This is a genomic window from Rhizobium anhuiense bv. trifolii, from assembly GCF_024346605.1.
In the GTDB taxonomy this organism is placed as follows: domain Bacteria; phylum Pseudomonadota; class Alphaproteobacteria; order Rhizobiales; family Rhizobiaceae; genus Rhizobium; species Rhizobium anhuiense.
Genome location: NZ_CP098803.1, coordinates 125958 through 146012, shown reverse-complemented (window position 1 = coordinate 146012; position 20055 = coordinate 125958). Strand labels below are relative to the sequence as shown.

The following is a 20055-nucleotide window of genomic DNA, read 5'->3' as shown; positions in this document are numbered from 1 at the left end:
TCATGATGATGACCAAACTCAGCCGCAATTTTCGCATGCTTTCCGCCGGAGCCGCGCTTTCGCTCCTGATGATGGCGGCACCCGCCGCCTTCGCCGAGACGCCGAAGGATACGCTGGTCGAAGGTTTTGCCATCGACGATATCATTACGATGGATCCGGGCGAGGCTTTCGAGCTTTCGACCGCCGAGATTACCAGCAACAGCTACAGCCTGCTCGTCCGTCTCGACATGGACGATACGTCGAAGGTGAAGGGCGATCTGGCCGAGAGCTGGAGCGTTTCCGATGACGGCCTCACCTATACGTTCAAGCTGAAGCCCGGCCTGAAATTCGCCTCGGGCAATCCGATCACCGCCGAAGACGTCGCCTATTCGTTCGAGCGCGCCGTCAAGCTCGACAAGAGCCCGGCCTTCATCCTCACCCAGTTCGGCCTCACCGGCGACAACGTCACGGAAAAGGCCAAGGCGGCTGATGCCGGCACCTTCGTCTTCACGGTCGACAAGGCCTATGCGCCGAGCTTCGTGCTGAACTGCCTGACGGCAACCGTCGCTTCCGTCGTCGACAAGAAGCTGGTGCTGGAACACGTGAAGGCGGTGACGCCGGATGCCGAGCACAAATACGACAATGATTTCGGCAATGAATGGCTGAAGACCGGCTATGCCGGCTCCGGCGCCTACAAGCTGCGCGAATGGCGTGCCAACGAAGTCGTCGTGCTGGAGCGCAACGACAATTATTACGGCGACAAGGCGAAGCTCAACCGCGTCATCTACCGCTACATGAAGGAAAGTTCTGCCCAGCGGCTGGCGCTCGAAGCCGGCGATATCGATATCGCCCGCAACCTCGAGCCGGGCGATATCGACGCCGTTTCGAAAAATGCCGATCTCGCGACGACAAGTGCGCCGAAGGGCACGATCTATTATGTCAGCCTGAACAACAAGAACGAGAACCTCAAGAAGCCGGAAGTCCAGGAAGCTTTCAAATATCTGGTCGATTACGATGCGATCGGCGCGACCTTGATCAAGGGTATCGGCGAAATCCACCAGACCTTCCTGCCGAAGGGCCAGCTCGGCGCGCTCGACGAGAATCCCTATAAGCTCGATGTCGCCAAAGCCAAGGAACTGCTCGCCAAGGCGGGCCTGCCCGACGGTTTCTCGGTCACCATGGATGTGCGCAACAACCAGCCGGTGACGGGTATCGCCGAATCCATGCAGCAGACGCTGGCGCAGGCCGGCGTGAAGATGGAAATCATCCCCGGGGACGGCAAGCAGACACTGACCAAATACCGCGCCCGCACCCATGACATGTATATCGGCCAGTGGGGTTCGGACTATTTCGATCCGAACTCCAATGCCGATACCTTCACCGGCAATCCCGACAATTCCGATGCCGGCACGGTGAAGACGCTCGCATGGCGCAACAGCTGGGAAGCGCCGGAACTCGACAAGCAAGCCAAGGCCGCACTTCTGGAACGCGACGCCGCCAAGCGTGCCGCCATATATCAGGATATCCAGAAGAAGTACCTGGCCAGCAGCCCCTTCGTCTTCATCTTCCAGCAGACCGAGGTGGCCGGTTACCGCAAGAGCCTGAAGGACTTCAAACTGGGTCCGAGCTTCGATACCAATTTCGTCGGTCCGATCGCCAAGGAATAATCCGGCAGGATTGAGGGGCTTGAGCACCGTCGAAACACCACAGGAGGCGCGGCCCCGAAGGGGCCGTGCCAGCGCCTTCGCAAAGGCGCTAGGGCGGTTCCTGTTTGCCGCTGTCACTACCTATTTCGGCCTGTTGGCCGTCACCTTCTTTATCGGCCGCGTCGTGCCGATCGATCCCGTGCTCGCCATCCTCGGCGACCGCGCGCCCAATCATGTCGTCGAGCGCGTACGCCAGGAAATGGGCTTCAATCTGCCGCTCTATCAGCAGTTCTTCATCTATATCAAAGGCATCCTATCCGGCGATTTCGGCAATTCGGTCCTGACGACCAATCCTGTCATGGTCGATATTCGCCGTGCATTTCCGGCGACGGTGGAGCTTGCAACGCTCGGAACGCTGATCGGCGCTTTCGTCGGCGTGCCGCTCGGCGTTCTCGCCGCGGTGCGCCGCGGCAGCATCGCCGACCAGGTCGTGCGGGTCATCGGCCTGATCGGTTATTCGGTGCCGATCTTCTGGCTGGCGCTGATTTCGCTCGTCATCTTCTACGCGCAACTGCGCTGGGTGGCCTTTCCCGGCCGCATCGACATCGTTTTCGAATACACCTTCACGCCGATCACCGGCTTCTATCTCCTGGACAGTGCCTGGCAAGGACAATGGGATGTCTTCTACGATGTCTTCCGCCACATCATCCTGCCGGCATCCCTGCTCGGTTATTTCTCGCTCGCCTATATCAGCCGCATGACGCGCAGCTTCATGCTGAACGAGCTTTCCCAGGAATATATCGTTGCCGCGCGCGCCAAGGGGCTTTCGGAAACGCGGGTGATCTGGGGCCATGCGCTGCGCAATGCCGCCGTGCCGCTCGTCACCGTGATTGCGCTTTCCTATGCCGGCCTGCTCGAAGGCTCGGTGCTGACCGAGACCGTCTTTTCCTGGCCGGGCATCGGACTCTACATCACCAATTCGCTGCAGAACGCCGACATGAACGCCGTGCTCGGCGGCACGATCGTCATCGGGACGGTCTTCATCGGCATCAACCTTCTGTCCGATCTTCTCTACCGGACGCTCGACCCGAGGACGCGAAACCGATGACGGCCTCCGCCAGCCCACCTCCTGCGATGAGCCGCCGCGACTGGCTGCTTTCCGACCGGCCGCAATCGCGCCTGCAGGCTCGCCTCGGCCGCGCCTATGTCACTTGGCGGCAGTTTACGGCAAACAGGCTCGCCGTCCTCGGCCTGCTGATCATCGTGGCGCTGCTTTTGACCGCCGCCTTTGCCGATGTCATCGCCACGCATAATCCCGTTGTCGGCGATCTGCGCAATGCCCGGCTGCTGCCGCCGGGAACCGGGGAATTCCTGCTCGGTTCGGACGACCAGGGCCGCGACATCTATTCACGGCTGATCTACGGATCGCGATTGACGCTGCTCGTCGTCGCGCTCGTCGCCATCATCTCGGCGCCGATCGGGCTGATCGTCGGCACGGTCTCCGGTTATGCCGGAGGCTGGGTGGATGCGACGCTCATGCGCATCACCGATATTTTCCTGGCCTTTCCGAAGCTGGTGCTGGCGCTCGCCTTTGTCGCAGCCCTCGGGCCTGGCATCCAGAACGCGATCATCGCCATTGCCATCACCTCCTGGCCGCCCTATGCCCGCATCGCGCGCGCCGAGACGCTGACGGTCCGGCGCTCCGACTATATTTCGGCGGTGAAGCTGATGGGCGCCTCGCCGCTTCGCATCATCGTGCGCCATGTCATGCCGCTCTGCATTTCCTCGCTGATCGTGCGCGTAACGCTCGACATGGCGGGTATCATCCTGACGGCGGCCGGTCTCGGTTTCCTCGGCCTGGGCGCACAGCCGCCGCTGCCGGAATGGGGGGCGATGATCGCCTCGGGACGGCGCTTCATCCTCGATCAATGGTGGGTTGCGGCGATGCCCGGCATCGCCATCCTCATCGTCAGCCTTGGCTTCAATCTCCTCGGCGACGGCCTGCGCGATGCGCTCGATCCGAAAGAGAGTGGCCAATGACGACACTTCTGACGGTTGATAAGCTCAAGGTCAGCTACCCCACGCGCACCGGCGTGATCGAGGCCGTGCGCGGCGTCTCCTTCACGCTCGGCAAGGAAAGGCTCGGCATTGTCGGCGAATCCGGTTCCGGCAAGTCGCAGACCGGACGGGCGATCATGGGTCTGACGCCGAAACACGGCGTCGTCACGGCCGAAAGGCTGAATTTCAGCGGCATCGATCTGATCAATGCCCCGGCCGGCGAAAGGCGCAGGCTGCGCGGCAAGCGCATCGCCATGATCCTGCAGGATCCGAAATATTCGCTCGATCCCGTCATGTCGATCGGGCGACAGATCTGCGAAACGCTGCGCACGCATGAGAAGGTCGGCAAGGCCGAGGCGCGCGAGCGCGCGCTCGCCATGCTGGAAGCGGTGCAGATCCGCGATCCCCAGCGTGTCTTCGACCTGCATCCGCACGAGGTGTCGGGCGGCATGGGACAGCGGGCGATGATCGCCATGATGCTGATTGCCGGGCCAGAATTGCTGATTGCCGACGAGCCGACCTCGGCGCTCGACGTGACGGTCCAGCTCGACGTGCTGAGGATCATGGACAGGCTGGTGTCCGAGCGTGGCATGGGGCTGATCTTCGTCTCCCATGATCTGAGGCTGGTTTCTTCCTTCTGCGACCGCGTCATCGTCATGTATGCCGGAAAGATCGTCGAGGAGCTCGCGGCCGCCGATCTCAAACATGCGCAACATCCCTATACGCAAGGCTTGCTGAATTGCATGCCCGAGATCGGCTCAAACCGTCACCCGCTGCCGGTGCTCGACCGCAGGCCGGAGTGGGCGGCATGAGCGCAGCTCTCCAAGTCGACGATCTCAGCGTCGTCTACGACCATTTTCATGCGCTGAAGGATGTCAGCATCGCCGTCGAAGGCGGCGAATCCTTCGGTCTCGTTGGCGAGTCCGGATCGGGAAAATCGACCTTGTTGCGGGCTGTTGCCGGACTTGCGCCGATCAGTGGCGGCGCGATCAACATCGATGGCGAAGTGCTGAAGGGTTCGAAACGCAGCAAGTCTTTCTATCGCCGCGTGCAAATGGTCTTCCAGGATCCTTATGGTTCTCTGCATCCGCGCCAGACGATCGACCGGCTTCTGCTCGAACCGCTCGCGATCCATGGCATCGACGACAGCGATAAGCGCATCGCCCGCGCACTCGACGAAGTCGGCCTCGGCAATGGTTTCCGGTTCCGCTATCCGCACCAGCTTTCCGGCGGCCAGCGGCAGCGCGTGGCGATCGCCCGGGCGCTGATCGTGGAACCGTCGATCCTGCTGCTCGACGAGCCGACATCGGCGCTCGACGCCTCGGTGCAGGCCGAAGTGCTGAACCTGCTGGAGCAGATCCGACGTGACCGCAAACTCACCTTCGTGATGGTGAGTCATGATCTCGGCGTCGTCACCCACATGTGTGAAAGGCTCGCGGTGATGCGCAACGGCGCCGTCGTCGAGCGGCTGAGCTCTCAAGAGCTGGCGGCCGGCGCGGTTCACGAGGACTACACGCGAAATTTGATGATCGCGAGCAAGGGTTTCGTCAAAGCCTGAACGGCAATCTTTTCAAGCCCTTGAAAAGGAAAGAGCGATAGCGGCGTTAAGGATAACGCTTTGCTAAAAGACGACCATTCAACTAGACTATTGACAGCTGCCTTGCTTCTGTCATGATCCTGTTAACGTTTGTTAGCTTTCGTGATCAATGGAGGTTGAAGCATGTTCTTTCTCGGTGGGATGACCATGGGCTACCTCGATCCTCCCGTGAAAACCGATCGCCAAGAACAGGCTTCGGTATCTCTTCCTGCGGAAAAGGACCGCCGGCTGATCGAGACTTCCTCCAACCTGCCCGAGAATGAGAGTGCCGTCGAGCGCTCCTGGATCTGGGCGTGGCGCACGCTCTGCTAAAAAGGCTGGTTGAATTTTCTCTTCCTTTCGCTCTGGACGGAAATTTATCTCTACCTACTTGATAGAGAAAATAAGAATATAAGCGCGAGCCGCACAACCGGCCGCACGAGAACAACGGAGGCGACATATGGCAGATCTGGGTATTTCGCATGCTCACGTGAACCAATATGGTTCCGTACCGGCCAAGAAGGCGCTCACCACGCGTCACAGGCTTCAGGCGCTGCTCCATGGAGCGATTTTCACTGCGGCATTTCTGTTCGTCGTAGCCATGGTTTGCGGCGTCGTCGGCTAATCGGTGAATGGTAAGTGTTGGCAAGTGCCGGCGCTGCGGCGGTTTCCGCCCCTATTGAATTCCGAACATTTGATGTGTCTCGGCATTCTCCTGGCACTCGAATGTCAAAGGGAGAGTGGCCATGAGGGCATCTTATTGTGGTTGATCGGCATTCCGATCCCTATCATCATTCTTCTGTACTTTTTTCACGCATCTGAATACCGGCGACGGAGCGGCAAAGGAACAAGGGTCGAAAGCTGCCCCCAAGCGCCGCCCCCCGGCACATGGTCTATCGATCCTGCCCTTTCCTTTTTCCGAAATCGAAGCTTTCGCATTGCCGCCAGACGAGCGCGCGGGCGGCGGCTGATGCCTCTTGGCTTGAATTATTCCGATAGTGTCCAAATTTTCGCCATGGCTTTCGCGGAGAGGATATCGATGGCCGCGATCAGCCGTCGGGCCACGCCCGGAACCGGGGCTTAGCCCGTTTGCCTCGCTTGGCCCAAGTCTCATTCGCCCCGGTTTCTTCGATCTTTGAAGAATAGGGCTCCGTTCATGTAGCAGTCATGATAAGCAGTGCAAAAGGCTGAGCAAAACAGCCATAACTTCGTTTGGATCCAGAACCGAACCCATGTCTATTTCACATCTTTCTCCGAGCCCTTCGCGCGAAACCGAGACGAAGCAGATCGATCACAACGATTCGATCCGTTCGACCTATCTTGCCATCGAGGACATCAAGGCGATGGGCGATGGGGTCGCCCGCAACGGCGTCGACAAGCTGCCGGCCTTTGCTCCCTTCGATTTTTTCGCGCGCCATAAGGAAAACGAGAAGGAAATCCTGCGCGTCTACCGGACCACGGCGACTGATGTCGAGGCCGGCGAGACGATCACGCCGGCGGCAGAATGGCTGCTGGACAATCACTATATCGTCGAAGAGGCGATCCAGGAGGTGCGGCGCGACTTCCCCCGCCGCTTCTATCGCGAATTGCCGACCATGGTCGTCGGCGGCGTCGAGGTACCGCGCACCCTCGTGCTTGCCTGGCTCTATGTCGCCCATACCCACAGCACGATCTCGCAGGAAAGCCTGACGGCGCTGGTCGATGGCTTCCAGGCCAGCGAGACGCTGAAGATCGGCGAACTCTGGGCGTTGCCTTCGCTGGTGCGTTACGTGCTCGTCGAAAACCTTCGCCGCATTTCCAGCCGTGTCGAAGCCAGCCGCCGCATGCGCCGCCGCGCCAATGAGGCGGCCGACGAATTGGTGCGCCTGACCGATCCGGCCGGAGCGGCCGCCTATCTGAAGACGCTGGAACCGCTTGCTGAGGACAATACATTCTCGACGCAGTTCCTCTATCGCCTGCGCGACGGCTCACAGACGTCGAGCCTGGCGATCACCTGGCTCGACGAGCGGCTGGAAGAACTCGGCCGCAACACCGAAGAGGCGACGACGGCCGAACATAGCCGCCTGTCTTCCGGCAACGTGACGATGGGCAACATAATCCGCAGCCTTCGCGAGATCGATGATGCCGAATGGTCGGTCTGGGTCGAGCAGGTCAGCCATGTCGACAAGCTGCTCTGGGAGCATTCGGATTACGGCATCCTCGATTCCGGCTCGCGCAACAAATATCGAAAACAGATCGAGAAGCTGGCGAAGCGCTCGCCGCTGACGGAAATGGAAATCGCCCAGCTGGCGCTCGACATGACCGATGCCGCCAAAGCTTCGGACGAGCCGCAGCCGCATGAACCGAATGTCGGTGGTTTCCTGTCGGGCGCGCAGCGGCCGAAGCTCGAGGCGCGGGCGAACTATCGCCCGACGATCATCCAGCATTTCGTGCGCGCCGTGCGCCAGTTCAACTGGCTGGCGATTGCCTTGCCGGTCATGCTGCTGACGATCATCGCCATGGCGATCGTCGGCAGGTTCATGGCCAATGCCGGCATGGGGGCGATCGAAATCGCCGTGCTGCTGATCATGTTCTCGGTACCGGCGTCAGAAGGGGCGACGGGTCTCTTCAACACTCTGCTTTCTTTCTTCGTGACGCCGGCGCGCCTTGTCGGTTACGAGTTCAAGGAAGGCATTCCGGAGGACGCGCGCACGCTGCTCGTCGTGCCCTGCCTGATCTCGAACCGCGACAGCGTCGACGACCACGTGCGCAATCTCGAGGTTCATTATCTCGCCAACCCGCGCGGCGAGATCTATTTCGCACTGCTCAGCGACTGGCCGGACAGCGAGGTCGAGGAAACGGCTGCCGATCTCGAGGTTCTCGATTATGCGCGGCGTGAGATCGCCAATCTTTCCGCCCGCTATGCCTATGACGGCAAGACGCGCTTCTATCTGCTGCATCGCCGCCGCCTCTACAATCCTTCGGAAGGCGTGTGGATGGGCTGGGAGCGCAAGCGCGGCAAGCTGCACGAACTGAACATGTTGCTGCGCGGCGACCGCGACACGACCTATCTGCCGGGCGCCAATGCGGTGCCGGCCAACGTGCAGTATGTCATGACGCTCGATGCCGATACGCGCCTGATGCGCGATGCCGTCACCAAGCTCGTCGGCAAGCTCTATCACCCGATCAACCGCCCGGTCATCAATCCGAAAACCGGCCGTGTCGAAAGCGGCTACGGCGTCTTGCAGCCGCGTGTCACCCCGTCGCTGACGACGGGCAAGGACGCCTCGGTCTTCCAGCGCGTCTTTTCGATCAATCGCGGCCTCGATCCTTATGTCTTCACCGTTTCCGACGTCTATCAGGATCTCGCCGGCGAAGGCACTTTCACCGGCAAGGGGCTTTATCATGTCGACGCTTTCGAAGCCTCTCTGAAGGGCCGGATCGACGAGAATTCCGTGCTCAGCCACGACCTCCTCGAAGGCTCGATGGCGCGCTGCGCGCTCGTCACCGATCTCGAACTGGTTGAGGATTTCCCGATCCGCTACGAAGTGGAAACCTCGCGCCAGCATCGCTGGGCGCGCGGCGACTGGCAGCTTCTGCCCTACATGTTCAATCCGAAATACGGCGTCACGGCTCTCGGCCGCTGGAAGATGTTCGACAATCTGCGCCGCTCGCTGACGCCGATCGCCTGGTTCTTCGCCTCCGTGCTCGGCTGGTATTTCATGGGCCCGCTCGGCGCACTCATCTGGCAGATTCTGCTGATCTTCTGCCTTTTCGTCGCACCGACGCTGTCGCTCATCAACGGCATCATCCCGCGCACCAGCGATATCATCGCCCGCGCCCATCTCTATACGGTCTGGTCCGATATCACGGCGGCCAATGCACAAGTTGCGCTGCGCATCGTCTTCATCGCCGACTCGGCCTGCATGATGGCGGATGCGATCGGCCGTTCGCTCTACCGCCTGTTCGTCAGCCGCAAGCTGATGCTGCAGTGGCGCACCGCCGCCAGCGTCCAGGCCGGCGGCCAGGGGACGCTGATCTCCTACTACAAGGCGATGTGGCATGCGCCGGTGCTGGCGCTGCTGGCGCTCGGTTTCGCAGCCCTTCCCGGCGACAACGCCTTCCTCGTCGGCATTCCCTTCGCCCTGCTGTGGGTCCTGTCGCCTGTTGTCGCCTGGTATGTCAGCCAGTCGGCGGAGACCGAAGACCGGCTCGAAGTCGCCGATTCCGTGTCGAGCGAACTGCGCAAGATCGCCCGGCGCACCTGGCGGTATTTCGAGACCTTCACGACGGCCGAGCAGAACTATCTGCCGCCTGATAATATCCAGGAAACGCCGCATGTGATCGTCGCGGCACGCACCTCGCCGACCAATATCGGCGTCTATCTGCTCTCCGTCGTTTCCGGCCGGCATTTCGGCTGGTTCTCCTTCGAGGAGACGCTCGAGCGGCTGGAGCAGACGATCGCGACGATCGACAGGATGGAGAAATTCCGCGGCCATCTGTTCAACTGGTATCACACCGATACGCTGCAGACGCTTGGGCCTCGTTACGTCTCGGCCGTCGACAGCGGCAATCTCGCCGGCCATCTGATCGCCATTTCATCGGCCTGCCGCAACTGGGCCGAGGCGCCGTCGGCGCATATGCAGGGCAATCTCGACGGCGTCGGCGACACCGCCGGCATTCTCGGCGAAGTGCTGGCGGACCTGCCCGATGACCGCAAGACCGTGCGCCCGCTGCGCCGGCGCCTGGAGGAGCGCATCGTCGGCTTCCAGAACGCACTTGCCGCCGTCAAACGCGAGCATGAATTCGCCTCGATCCGCATCATCAACCTCGCCGTTCTCGCGCGCGACATCGAGAAGCTTGCCGCCAATCTCGACCATGAGGTCAAGTCGAAGCAGAGCGAAGAAGTCACCCAATGGGCGGCATCGCTGGTAAAGGTCTGCGAGGCGCATATTTCCGACAGCACCTTCGACCTTTCCAAGGTCGATGCGCTGCGGCCGCGCCTGGTGGCGTTGCGCGACAAGGCCCGTGATCTGGCTTTCTCGATGGATTTCGGCTTCCTGTTCCGGCCGGAGCGGCGCCTGCTGTCGATCGGCTACCGCGTCGAAAGCGGCGAACTCGACCAGGCGTGTTACGACCTTCTTGCCTCGGAATGCCGCCTGACCAGCCTCTTCGGCATCGCCAAGGGCGACCTGCCGACCGAACACTGGTATCGCCTCGGCCGCCAGGTCGTGCCTGTGGGGTCACGCGGCGCGCTGGTCTCCTGGTCCGGCTCAATGTTCGAATATCTGATGCCGCCGCTCGTCATGCAGGAGCGTGGCGGAGGCATTCTCAACCAGACCAACAATCTGGTCGTCGTCGAGCAGATGAATTACGCCCGCAAGCTCGGCATTCCGTGGGGCATTTCGGAAGCGGCCTTCAATGCCCGCGACCATAACCTCAATTATCAGTACACGAATTTCGGCGTACCGACGCTCGGCCTGAAGCGCGGCCTTGGCCACAATGCCGTCATCGCGCCTTACGCATCGCTGCTCGCCAGTCAGTACGACCCGCCGGGTGCGCTGGAAAACCTGCAGAGGCTGCGCAAGGTCGGCGCGCTCGGCAAGTTCGGCTTCCATGACGCCGTCGACTTCACGCCGACACGCGTGCCGGAAGGCAAGAAATGCGCGGTGGTCTACAATTATTATGCCCACCATCACGGCATGTCGATCGCGGCTGTCGCCAACGTCGCCTTCAACGGTCATCTGCGCGAGCTCTTCCACTCCGATCCGGTCATCGAGGCGGCCGAGCTGCTGCTGCAGGAAAAGGCGCCGCGCGACATCCCGGTCATGAGCGGCAAACACGAATCCGACACGCCGGCCAGCATCCAGGACGATCTCCTGCGACCGGAGCTCCGGAAGATCAACGATCCGGCTTCGCGCGACCGCGAACTCGTATTCCTGTCGAACGGTCATTATTCGCTGATGCTGACGGCGACGGGTGCTGGTTATTCACGCTGGAACGGCCTTTCCGTATCCCGCTGGAAAGCCGATCCGACCGAAGACCGCTGGGGCAGCTTCATCTTCCTGCGCGATACCGCCACCAGCGAATGGTGGTCGGCGACGGCTGAGCCGAAGGGTGTCGAAGGCGAGAAGATCAAGGTCGAATTCGCCGACGAGAAGGCACAGTTCACCAAGACGGTCGGTGACCTCACCAGCGAAGTGGAGTGCATCATTGCGACCGAGCATGATGCCGAGGCTCGCCGCGTCACCCTGCTCAACATGGGCACGGAAGACCGCTTCATCGAAGTCACCTCCTATCTCGAACCGGTGATCACCTCCGATGATACCGACAATGCGCATCCGGCATTCGCCCGCATGTTCGTCAAGACCGAGATCGGCAAGCGCGGCGACGTCATCCGTGCCGAACGCAACAAGCGCGACCCGAACGAGCCGAACATCAGCATCGCCCATCTGATCGTCGACAATGCCGGCGACACCCGCCATACCGAATTCGAGACCGACCGCCGCAAGTTCATCGGCCGTGGCCGCAGTCTTGCCGATGCGGCGGCCTTCGATCCGGGCGCGACACTTTCGGGCAGCGACGGCTTCATGCTCGATCCCGTCATGTCGCTGCGTCGCACCGTCCGCGTGCCGGCCGGCAAGAAAGTCAGCGTGATCTTCTGGACGATCGCGGCGCCCAGCCGCGACGAAGTCGACAAGGCGGTCAATCGCTATCGCCATCCCGACGCCTTCAACCACGAACTCGTCCAGGCCTGGACACGCACGCAGGTGCAGATGCGCCATGTCGGCGTCACCTCGCAGCAGGCGGCGGCCTTCCAGCATCTCGGACGCTACCTCGTCTATCCCGACATGCAGCTGCGCAAGGACGAGGCGACCGTCGAGGCCGGCCTGCAGTCGCAATCGGCGCTCTGGCCGCTGGCGATCTCCGGCGACTTCCCGATTTTCACGCTGCGCATCAACGACGACATGGATCTCGATATCGCCCGGGAGGCGCTGCTGGCGCAGGAGTATCTGCGCTCGCGCGGCGTCACCGCCGATCTCGTCATCATGAACGAACGCGCCTCTTCCTATGCGCAGGACATGCAACATGCGCTCGACGCCATGTGCGAGAACGTCCGTCGCATGGGCCAGGCCGACGGGTTGCGCCAGCATATCTTTGCGGTGCGCAAGGACCTGATGGAGGAGAGCACCTATCATGCGCTGATCGCGGCCTCCCGCGTCACGCTGCATACCAAGAACGGCAAGGTGGTCGACCAGATCAACCGCGCCGTGGCGCTGTTTGCACCCTCCAAGGAGGAGCTGCAGGAGATGGAACGGGCCGAGCGCAACAAGGCCCCCGTCAAGCGTGTCGTGCCGGTGCCGCCGCCTGTCGTGCCCGCCGTTGTCATCGAGGAGGAAGGCGATCTCGACTTCTGGAACGGCATCGGCGGCTTTGCCCGCGACGGACGCGAATATGTCGTTCGGCTGCCTGGCGGTCATGCAACGCCGCAGCCCTGGATCAACGTCATCTCCAATGACAGGTTCGGCTTCCACGTGTCGGCGGAGGGCTCCGGCTTTACCTGGAGCGCCAATTCGCGCGACTACCAGCTGACCTCCTGGTCGAACGATGCCGTGGTCAACCGTTCGGGTGAGGCCTTCTATCTCACCGATCTCCACAGCGGTGCCGTCATGACGCCTTTCGCTGCGCTTTCCCGCCGGCCGGACATTCGTTTCGAAGCCCGCCACGGGCTCGGCTATTCCGTCTTCTCCAGTGTCCAGCACGATATCGCGCTCGAACTAACGCAGACGGTCGACCGCGAAAGGCCGGTGAAACTGCAGCGCCTGCGCCTGCGCAACACCGGTTCGGCCAGCCGCAAGCTGCGCCTCTACGGTTATGTCGAATGGATCCTCGGCAGCAATCCGGCACGCACGGTGCCTTTCATCCTGTCGAGCCATGACGAGGAGACGGGGGCGCTGTTTGCCACCAATCCCTACAGCATCGATTTCTCCAACCGAACCGCCTTCTTCGCGGCGAGCGAGACGGTTTCGAGTTTCTCGGCAAGCCGGCGCGAATTCATCGGCAAGGCGGGGACGATCCAGGCGCCGCAGGCCGTCATCTCGGCCGCCGCCCTTTCCGGCGGCACCGAACTCGATGGCGATCCGGCCGCGGCTCTTGCGATCGACATCGAACTTGGCGCCGGCGAGGAGCGTGATTTCACCTTCTTCCTCGGCGACACGCCGACGGAAGAAGAGGCGCGCACTGTCATTGCCGATATCCGCAAGGTTTCGTTCGACGACGCCGTCGAGGCTAACCGCGCCTTCTGGCGGGACTTCACCGGCAGACTGCAGATATCGACGCCGGATCGCGGGATGAACAATCTGGTCAACACCTGGCTGCCTTATCAGAGCCTCGGCTGCCGCATCATGGCCCGCACCGCCTTCTACCAAGCAAGCGGCGCCTTCGGCTTCCGCGACCAGTTGCAGGATACGCTCGCCTTCGTGCTGCACGAACCCTCGCTTGCCCGCCGGCAGATCCTGAATGCCGCTTCGCGCCAGTTCCGCGAAGGCGACGTGCAGCATTGGTGGCTGCCGGGAACGGGTGCGGGCGTGCGCACGCTGATCTCGGACGACGTCGTCTGGCTGAGTTATGCGATCCATCACTATTGCAGCGTCACCGGCGACAAGAACGTGCTCGACGAGGAGATCGCCTTCCTGGAAGGGCCGGCACTGCTCGAAGGCCAGCACGACTCCTTCTACAAGCCGGAGATTTCCGAGGACAAGGCGAGCGTCTACGAACATGCGGCGCTGGCTCTCGATCTCGCCATCGCCCGCAAGGGGACCAATGGCCTGCCGCTGTTCCTCGGCGGCGACTGGAACGACGGCATGAACCGCGTCGGCATCGGCGGGCGCGGCACCAGCGTCTGGCTCGGCTGGTTCCTGGCGGGTGCATTGCGCTCCTTCATTCCCTATGCCGAAGAGCGCGGCGACACCGCCCGCACGGAGCGCTGGTCGGCGCATCTCATCGAACTGAAGAAGGCGCTCGAAACTGCGGCCTGGGATGGCGGCTACTATCGCCGCGGCACCTTCGACGACGGTGCGCTGCTCGGCTCCAAGGAAAGCCCCGAATGCCGGATCGATTCGATCGCGCAGTCCTGGAGCGTACTCTCGGGCGAGGGCGATCCGGCCCGCGCCGTCACGGCGATGGAGGCCGTGCTCGACCAACTGGTCGACGAGGATGCCCGGATCATCCGGCTGTTCACGCCGCCTTTCGTCAATTCCGCCAGGGATCCCGGCTATATCAAGGCCTACCCGCCGGGTGTGCGCGAAAATGGCGGGCAATATACCCATGCCTCGACCTGGGTGGTGATGGCGCTAGCGCAGCTGAAGCGGGGTGACGATGCCTTCCGCTGCTTCCAGATCCTCAACCCGATCACCCATGCGCTCGACAAGGTTTCAGCGGAGCAATACCGCGTCGAGCCCTATGTCGTGGCCGCCGACGTCTATGGCCATGAGCCCTACACATCACGCGGCGGCTGGACCTGGTATACCGGGTCGGCCGGCTGGCTCTACCGCGCCGCCGTCGAGGGCATCCTCGGCATCCGGCTGAAGGACGGCCGGCTCTACGTGCGTCCGGCGCTCCCGTCCGAATGGGACGGTTTTGCGGCAGAGGTGGAGCAAGGCGGCGGCAAATACCGCATTTCGGTCTCAAAAGCGTCCAATGATCGCGGCTACACTCTGTCGATCAACGGCTGCGAAGTCACCGATCCCGAAGAGGGATATCCGCTCGGATAACAGCGTTCTCCACGCTGAAAAACACGGCGATTCGCGACGGCCAAAAGGGAACCCTTTTGGCCGTCGTCGCGTTTGCAAATCGGATAATAAGGAGAGACCCATGGCAAGCACGCCGTCCGAAGCCATCGTCCCTGGGCGCAGTACTCTATCCGCAGCTGCGCCAGCGCGCGACACAAGGCTCGACGTCCTGCGCGGTGTGGCCCTGATCATGATCTTCATCAATCATGTTCCCGGACAGATTTTCGAATATGTGACGACGAAGAATTTCGGCTTCTCCGATGCCGCCGAGGCCTTTGTGCTGATCTCGGGCATTGCCGTCGGCCTTGCCTATGGGGCTCGCTTTCAGCCGGGGAACCGGCTCAAGGTGGCGATCAAGGCAGCGAAGCGCGCCTTCACGCTCTATCTCGCCCATATGATCACCACCTTCATGACGCTGGCGCTGTTCATCTGCGGTGCCTGGCTGTTCCACCGACCGGGATTGCTGGTCGAAATCAATATCCTGGCGGTTCTGATGAACCTGAAGGAAGGCATTCCGGCTCTGCTCCTGCTCGGCCATCAGATCGGTTACAACAATATCCTGCCGATGTACGGCGCGCTGATGCTGATGGTGCCTATTATCCTCTTCTTGAATGCGCGGAGCCCGTTGCTGGCGCTCGGTGTCTCGGGCACCGTCTGGCTGCTTGCAGGGATCTACGAGGTGGCGCCGCACAACATGCTCATCGAGGGCTACTGGTTCCTCAATCCGCTCTCCTGGCAGTTCCTGTTTTCGATCGGCATCGTCTCGATGCTGCATATCAAGCGCGGCGGCACGATCCCGCGGCATCCGCTGCTGCTGGCTGCCGCTGCCGCTTACGTCTTACTGTCCTTCGTCTGGGTGACGGGCCATCTCTGGATTTTCGGCAACTCGCTGGCCGCACTTGGCCTGCCGACCGTTATCACCGGTTTCGACAAGACGTTCCTGTCGCTGCCGCGGCTGCTGCATGTGCTGGCGCTGACCTATCTCGTCATCAGCATCCCGGCGCTCTCGCGGATCCTGCGCCGTTCTGCGGATCATCCGCTGACGATCCTCGGGCGCCATTCGCTGAACATCTTCGTCGCCGGCACGATCCTCGCCATGATCGGCCAGGTGGTGCTCTACCTCACCAACAAGGACCCGCTGGTCGGCCCGCTCTTCGTGATATCAGGGGTCGCGATACAATTCGCCTATGCATATTATCTCGAGCGTAAGCGCCAGCAGGGCAAGGTCAAAGGAAAACGCGTCACCGATACCGCCACCATCCCGGTTCCCGTCCGTATCGGCGGAACGGTCAATGCCTATCGCCGGAACGATCGGAAATAGGGTTCGGATTTTTGTCGGATGAAGGAGCCGGTGGCCGATGGCCGCCGGCTCATTTTTTATGAACGAGGATGTTCACCAACTTTCCCAGGGGATCGCGCACATAGAATCGCCTGACGCTCCAGGGCTCATCAACTGGGCCGTACTCGATCGGGAAGCCTGAGGCCGACATGGCCTCGAAAGCAGCATCCAGGTCGTCGACCTCGATCGAGAGGTCGGGCACCGGTGTTCCGGAACCGCCCTCACTGGCAATGCTGAGCTGAACGCTCATCGAGCGCGATGCGCCGAACGTCGTGATCCAGCCGTGATCCATGATGACGTCGAGACCGAGGATATCCTGATAGAAACGCCGGGCCGGCGTGATGTCGGGAGCTTGGATATTGGCGACGATGCGCAGGACCTTCATGGCTTTTCTCCCTATGCTCGTTGACTGACGAAGGTTAGGGAAGATCGGCGGGGTGATCAATCTGTCCGGTCGCATCTGGCTTAAACCGGAGACGTTGTGGCGTGGGATACCCCCCTCTGCCCTGCTGGGCATCTCCCCCACAGGTGGGGAGGTTGGCTGGGCTCACCGGCTTCCCCAAACAATGAGCGTCCAGCATGGCGAAACGGCAGATGGACAGGAAGGTCAAGCTGCTTGTGATCTCCCCACCTGCGGGGGTCCGAAGAACGGGTCGAGACCCGTGGCTCGACCCCGGGCCCGGCAGGGCAGAGGGGGGCCACACGGTAAGACGTCGCTCCCAGGGCTCAAAGCAAACAAAAAGGCCGGAAGGGAGCTACCCTTCCGGCCTTTATCTTGAAACCGAACCGATCAGGCGGCTTCGGTGGCGTGGGCCTTGCGGACCTCTTCGTCCGTCAGGATGCCGCTGGCGCGCAGCAGGGCGGCGAAGCGGCCGTTGCTGTGGCTGAGTTCGTCGAAGCTGCCCTGTTCGACGACGCGGCCGTCATCCAGGAAGAGCACCATATCGGCTTCGCGAACCGTCGACAGGCGGTGGGCGATGATGAAGGTGGTGCGGTTCTGGCGCAGATTGTCGATCGCGGCCTTGACGCGGGCTTCGGTCTCGACATCGAGCGCCGAGGTCGCTTCGTCGAGCACCAGGATCGGGGCGTCCTTGAGGATGGCGCGGGCGATCGCGATGCGCTGGCGCTCGCCGCCGGAGAGCTTGTTGCCGCGTTCACCGACATGCGTATCGTAGCGATCCTCACGGGTCTCGATGAAGTCGGCGGCGGCGGCGGCTTCGGCCGCACGGCGCATTTCCTCTTCGCTGGCGCCCTCGCGGCCGAGGCGGATATTGTCGCTGATCGAACGGTTCAGCAGGCCCGCATCCTGGAAGACGGTGGCGATGTGGCGACGCAGCGACTTGCGGGTCACCTTGGTGATATCGGTGCCGTCGACGAGGATCTTGCCGCCCTGGGCATCGTAGACACGCTGCAGCAGGTTGACGAGCGTCGTCTTGCCGGCGCCGGTCGGGCCGACGATCGCGACCGTCTGGCCTGCCTTCACCGAGAAGGAGACATTGTGCAGGCCCTGCGAGCTGTTGCCGAAGCCGAAGGAGACGTCGCGGAATTCAATCGCACCCTTGACGTCCTTGATCTCGCCGTTGCCAGCCGGCTCTTCACGTTCACGTACCGAGTCTTCCAGCGTATAGAAGTCCTCGAGCTTGGAGCGAGCCTCGAAAATCTGCGTGGCGAACTGGCGCATCAGGTCGAGGCGGCCGATCAGCAGGTTGGCGAAGCCGATGAAGGCGATGACGTCGCCGACGCGCAGCTGGCCGGCCTGGACGAGCATGGTGCCGATGATCAGGACCACCATCATCGCGATGGTCGAAGCCATGCGGTTCAGCGCGCTGGCGATCGCCCACCAGTCGAGCACCGGATACTGGGCTTCGAGCAGACGGTCGGCGAAAGATTTCAGCGCTCGGGTTTCAGCCTCGATGCGGTTGTAGCTGTGCAGGACCGAAACGTTGCTGATCGAGTCGCTGACATGCGAGAAGACGGTGTGATAATGGTTCTCGACCGAAGCCTGGCCGTCCTTGGTGCGGCTCATGACGACGCGGCCGATCAGCCAGTAGGCGATGGCGAGCACCATGAGCACGGCGGAAAGGCGCAAGTCCATCGACATTGCGGTCGGCACCAGAAGGGTAAGCGCGATAACCGTCGACAGGTGGTTGCGCATGAATTCCAGCCAGAGGCCGAACAGCGTTTCGCAGGCACGCAGCAATGTATGCAGCGCGTTGGAGGTGCCGCGCTGGTGGTGCCAGCCAAGCGGCATGGAGATGATGCGGCCGAAGGCTTCCGTCAGCAGCGTTGCCCGGCGTCCATGCGCCAGCCTGTCGGCCTCGCGGGCCACCAGGACGAAGGCGATGGTGTTGAAGACCGCGAAAGTCGCCCACATGAAGAGGATAGGCTTGACCTCTCCCTTGCCGGAAATCGCATCGATGATGCGACCGAACAGGATCGGCTCCGCAATGGTGATCGTCGCCAGAACAATGTTTGCGATAACGACCAGGGATACGCGCAGCTTGTAGGCGCCAAGATAGCGCAGAGCTCTTGCATAGACCTTGAATAGCGTCACGTCGAACCTCTTGTGCATCTGCGAAAACGGGATGATGCGATGCTACAAAAGGCTACCTGAACCGGCGATTAACGGAGCATTCAGGCATCGATCGTCGCGACGATTAAACCCGATCATACTATCGCAGGATGCGACGAGATGGCTATGGCGCTGAAATTGCTGCATGAACATATCTCGCAACAATTTGCGCTTGCATTTTATTAAATGTTTAGCACAGCATTAAATTAGTGACTGCATTTTTTGAAGAAGACCGTTTCGCGACCAATTTGAAAAGCCGCCGACGGCCTCGATGCGGGCGTCAAGTCCGGGCAAGGGGCATTTTGTGAATATTAATTCGTTAATTCAATTGCTTATAATTCTGGAAGAATGTTCAAATCCTGAGGTCGTCGTCACCGAGTTGGAGCAGGGCATCCACGGCTGCGGCTTCGACTATTACGGCCTGCTGCGCCATGTGCCGCAGAATCCGGCGCAGCCGAATCCGGAACCCTGGGCTGCGGCGCTTGCCGGCCGCTGGCCGGAACAATGGCCGCAGATATATACCGCGAAAAAATATGTGCTGATCGATCCGATGGTGCGTTATCTCGCCCATGCCCAGCGGCCTTTCCGCTGGCGAGACAGCATGGCGGCGTTCAGCAAGGATGGGCAGCAACGCCGTATGGAGCAGATGATGGTCGATGCCTTCGGCCATGGACTGGAAGATGGCTACATCTTTCCGATCCACGGACGAAACGGCATTCTCGGCAGCCTCAATCTCGCCGGCAAGCCGATCGAGCTGTCACCGGTGGAGATCGCACTGTTCGAGGCGGTGGCGCGCAAGGCCTTCTGGCGGTTGCTCGACCTGAAAGGCGAAGTGCAGGCGCTGGAGACCGTGCTGCCGGCCGAGACGCCGCTGACCCGACGCGAGATGGAAATCCTGCACTATCTCGCCGAAGGCATGACCTCGATGGAGATCAGCAAGATGCTGAAGATCTCAAACCATACCGTCGATTGGTATATGAATGGCCTGCAGGACAAGCTGAAGGCGAAAAACAGGCAGCAAGTGGTGGCGCTTGCCTTCCGCCATGGCCTGATAAGCTGATGCATGTCGTCCAAAACGGGGCAGCGGCTTTGGACAACGACATGCATGATCATAA

12 protein-coding genes are annotated in these 20055 nt (G+C 61.4%); 10 read left to right on the top strand and 2 right to left on the bottom strand.

Features of this window, described 5'->3' with window-relative positions; genetic code table 11:
* Nucleotides 1-2: 2 nt before the first annotated feature.
* From NE851_RS09325 to NE851_RS09285, 9 genes are all read left to right on the top strand, one after another.
* Nucleotides 3-1646, top strand: a complete 1644-nt coding sequence (locus NE851_RS09325; RefSeq protein ID WP_028757417.1) for an ABC transporter substrate-binding protein — start codon at nucleotides 3-5, stop codon at nucleotides 1644-1646.
* A gap of 19 nt (nucleotides 1647-1665) precedes the next feature.
* A complete protein-coding gene (locus tag NE851_RS09320) occupies nucleotides 1666-2733 on the top strand; it encodes an ABC transporter permease (protein ID WP_028757418.1) in 1068 nt (355 codons plus the stop codon).
* On the top strand, nucleotides 2730-3665 hold the full coding sequence (locus NE851_RS09315; RefSeq protein WP_028757715.1) for an ABC transporter permease: 936 nt from the start codon (nucleotides 2730-2732) through the stop codon (nucleotides 3663-3665). Before NE851_RS09320 ends, NE851_RS09315 begins: the two co-directional genes overlap by 4 nt.
* A complete protein-coding gene (locus tag NE851_RS09310; RefSeq protein ID WP_028757716.1) occupies nucleotides 3662-4495 on the top strand; it encodes an ABC transporter ATP-binding protein in 834 nt (277 codons plus the stop codon). Before NE851_RS09315 ends, NE851_RS09310 begins: the two co-directional genes overlap by 4 nt.
* Nucleotides 4492-5241, top strand: a complete 750-nt coding sequence (locus NE851_RS09305; RefSeq protein WP_183905920.1) for an ABC transporter ATP-binding protein — start codon at nucleotides 4492-4494, stop codon at nucleotides 5239-5241. The genes NE851_RS09310 and NE851_RS09305 overlap by 4 nt, the downstream gene beginning before the upstream one ends.
* A 162-nt stretch (nucleotides 5242-5403) precedes the next feature.
* Entirely contained in the window at nucleotides 5404-5592 is a 189-nt protein-coding gene (locus NE851_RS09300) for a hypothetical protein (protein WP_063473847.1), read from the top strand.
* A gap of 127 nt (nucleotides 5593-5719) precedes the next feature.
* A complete protein-coding gene (locus tag NE851_RS09295; protein ID WP_183905921.1) occupies nucleotides 5720-5884 on the top strand; it encodes a hypothetical protein in 165 nt (54 codons plus the stop codon).
* Nucleotides 5885-6491: 607 nt separating this feature from the next.
* A complete protein-coding gene (locus NE851_RS09290) occupies nucleotides 6492-15011 on the top strand; it encodes a glycoside hydrolase family 94 protein (RefSeq protein ID WP_254960008.1) in 8520 nt (2839 codons plus the stop codon).
* 100 nt (nucleotides 15012-15111) lie between these two features.
* Nucleotides 15112-16350 carry an OpgC family protein gene (locus NE851_RS09285; RefSeq protein ID WP_063473844.1) on the top strand — a complete coding sequence of 413 codons (1239 nt, stop codon included), beginning with the start codon at nucleotides 15112-15114 and terminating at the stop codon, nucleotides 16348-16350.
* Nucleotides 16351-16399: 49 nt separating this feature from the next.
* Here the strand turns inward: NE851_RS09285 and NE851_RS09280 are convergent, their stop codons facing one another.
* Complete coding sequence (locus tag NE851_RS09280) at nucleotides 16400-16753, bottom strand: VOC family protein (RefSeq protein ID WP_028757673.1); 354 nt, start codon at nucleotides 16751-16753, stop codon at nucleotides 16400-16402.
* A gap of 405 nt (nucleotides 16754-17158) precedes the next feature.
* Nucleotides 17159-18922, bottom strand: coding sequence for a glucan ABC transporter ATP-binding protein/ permease (locus NE851_RS09275; protein ID WP_028757674.1), 1764 nt, complete (start codon nucleotides 18920-18922; stop codon nucleotides 17159-17161).
* Nucleotides 18923-19244: 322 nt separating this feature from the next.
* Here NE851_RS09275 and NE851_RS09270 point away from each other — a divergent pair, with 322 nt between their 5' ends.
* Complete coding sequence (locus tag NE851_RS09270; protein ID WP_028756542.1) at nucleotides 19245-20000, top strand: helix-turn-helix transcriptional regulator; 756 nt, start codon at nucleotides 19245-19247, stop codon at nucleotides 19998-20000.
* Nucleotides 20001-20055: the final 55 nt, after the last annotated feature.

Excerpts from the sequence above, each read along its gene's own strand:
- NE851_RS09315 (WP_028757715.1), top strand. The coding sequence starts at position 2,730 with ATGACGGCCTCCGCCAGCCCACCTCCTGCGATGAGCCGCCGCGACTGG.
- NE851_RS09305 (WP_183905920.1), top strand. The coding sequence starts at position 4,492 with ATGAGCGCAGCTCTCCAAGTCGACGATCTCAGCGTCGTCTACGACCAT.
- NE851_RS09295 (WP_183905921.1), top strand. The coding sequence starts at position 5,720 with ATGGCAGATCTGGGTATTTCGCATGCTCACGTGAACCAATATGGTTCC.
- NE851_RS09290 (WP_254960008.1), top strand. The coding sequence starts at position 6,492 with ATGTCTATTTCACATCTTTCTCCGAGCCCTTCGCGCGAAACCGAGACG.
- NE851_RS09285 (WP_063473844.1), top strand. The coding sequence starts at position 15,112 with ATGGCAAGCACGCCGTCCGAAGCCATCGTCCCTGGGCGCAGTACTCTA.
- NE851_RS09310 (WP_028757716.1), top strand. The coding sequence starts at position 3,662 with ATGACGACACTTCTGACGGTTGATAAGCTCAAGGTCAGCTACCCCACG.
- NE851_RS09325 (WP_028757417.1), top strand. The coding sequence starts at position 3 with ATGATGATGACCAAACTCAGCCGCAATTTTCGCATGCTTTCCGCCGGA.
- NE851_RS09280 (WP_028757673.1), bottom strand. The coding sequence starts at position 16,753 with ATGAAGGTCCTGCGCATCGTCGCCAATATCCAAGCTCCCGACATCACG.
- NE851_RS09300 (WP_063473847.1), top strand. The coding sequence starts at position 5,404 with ATGTTCTTTCTCGGTGGGATGACCATGGGCTACCTCGATCCTCCCGTG.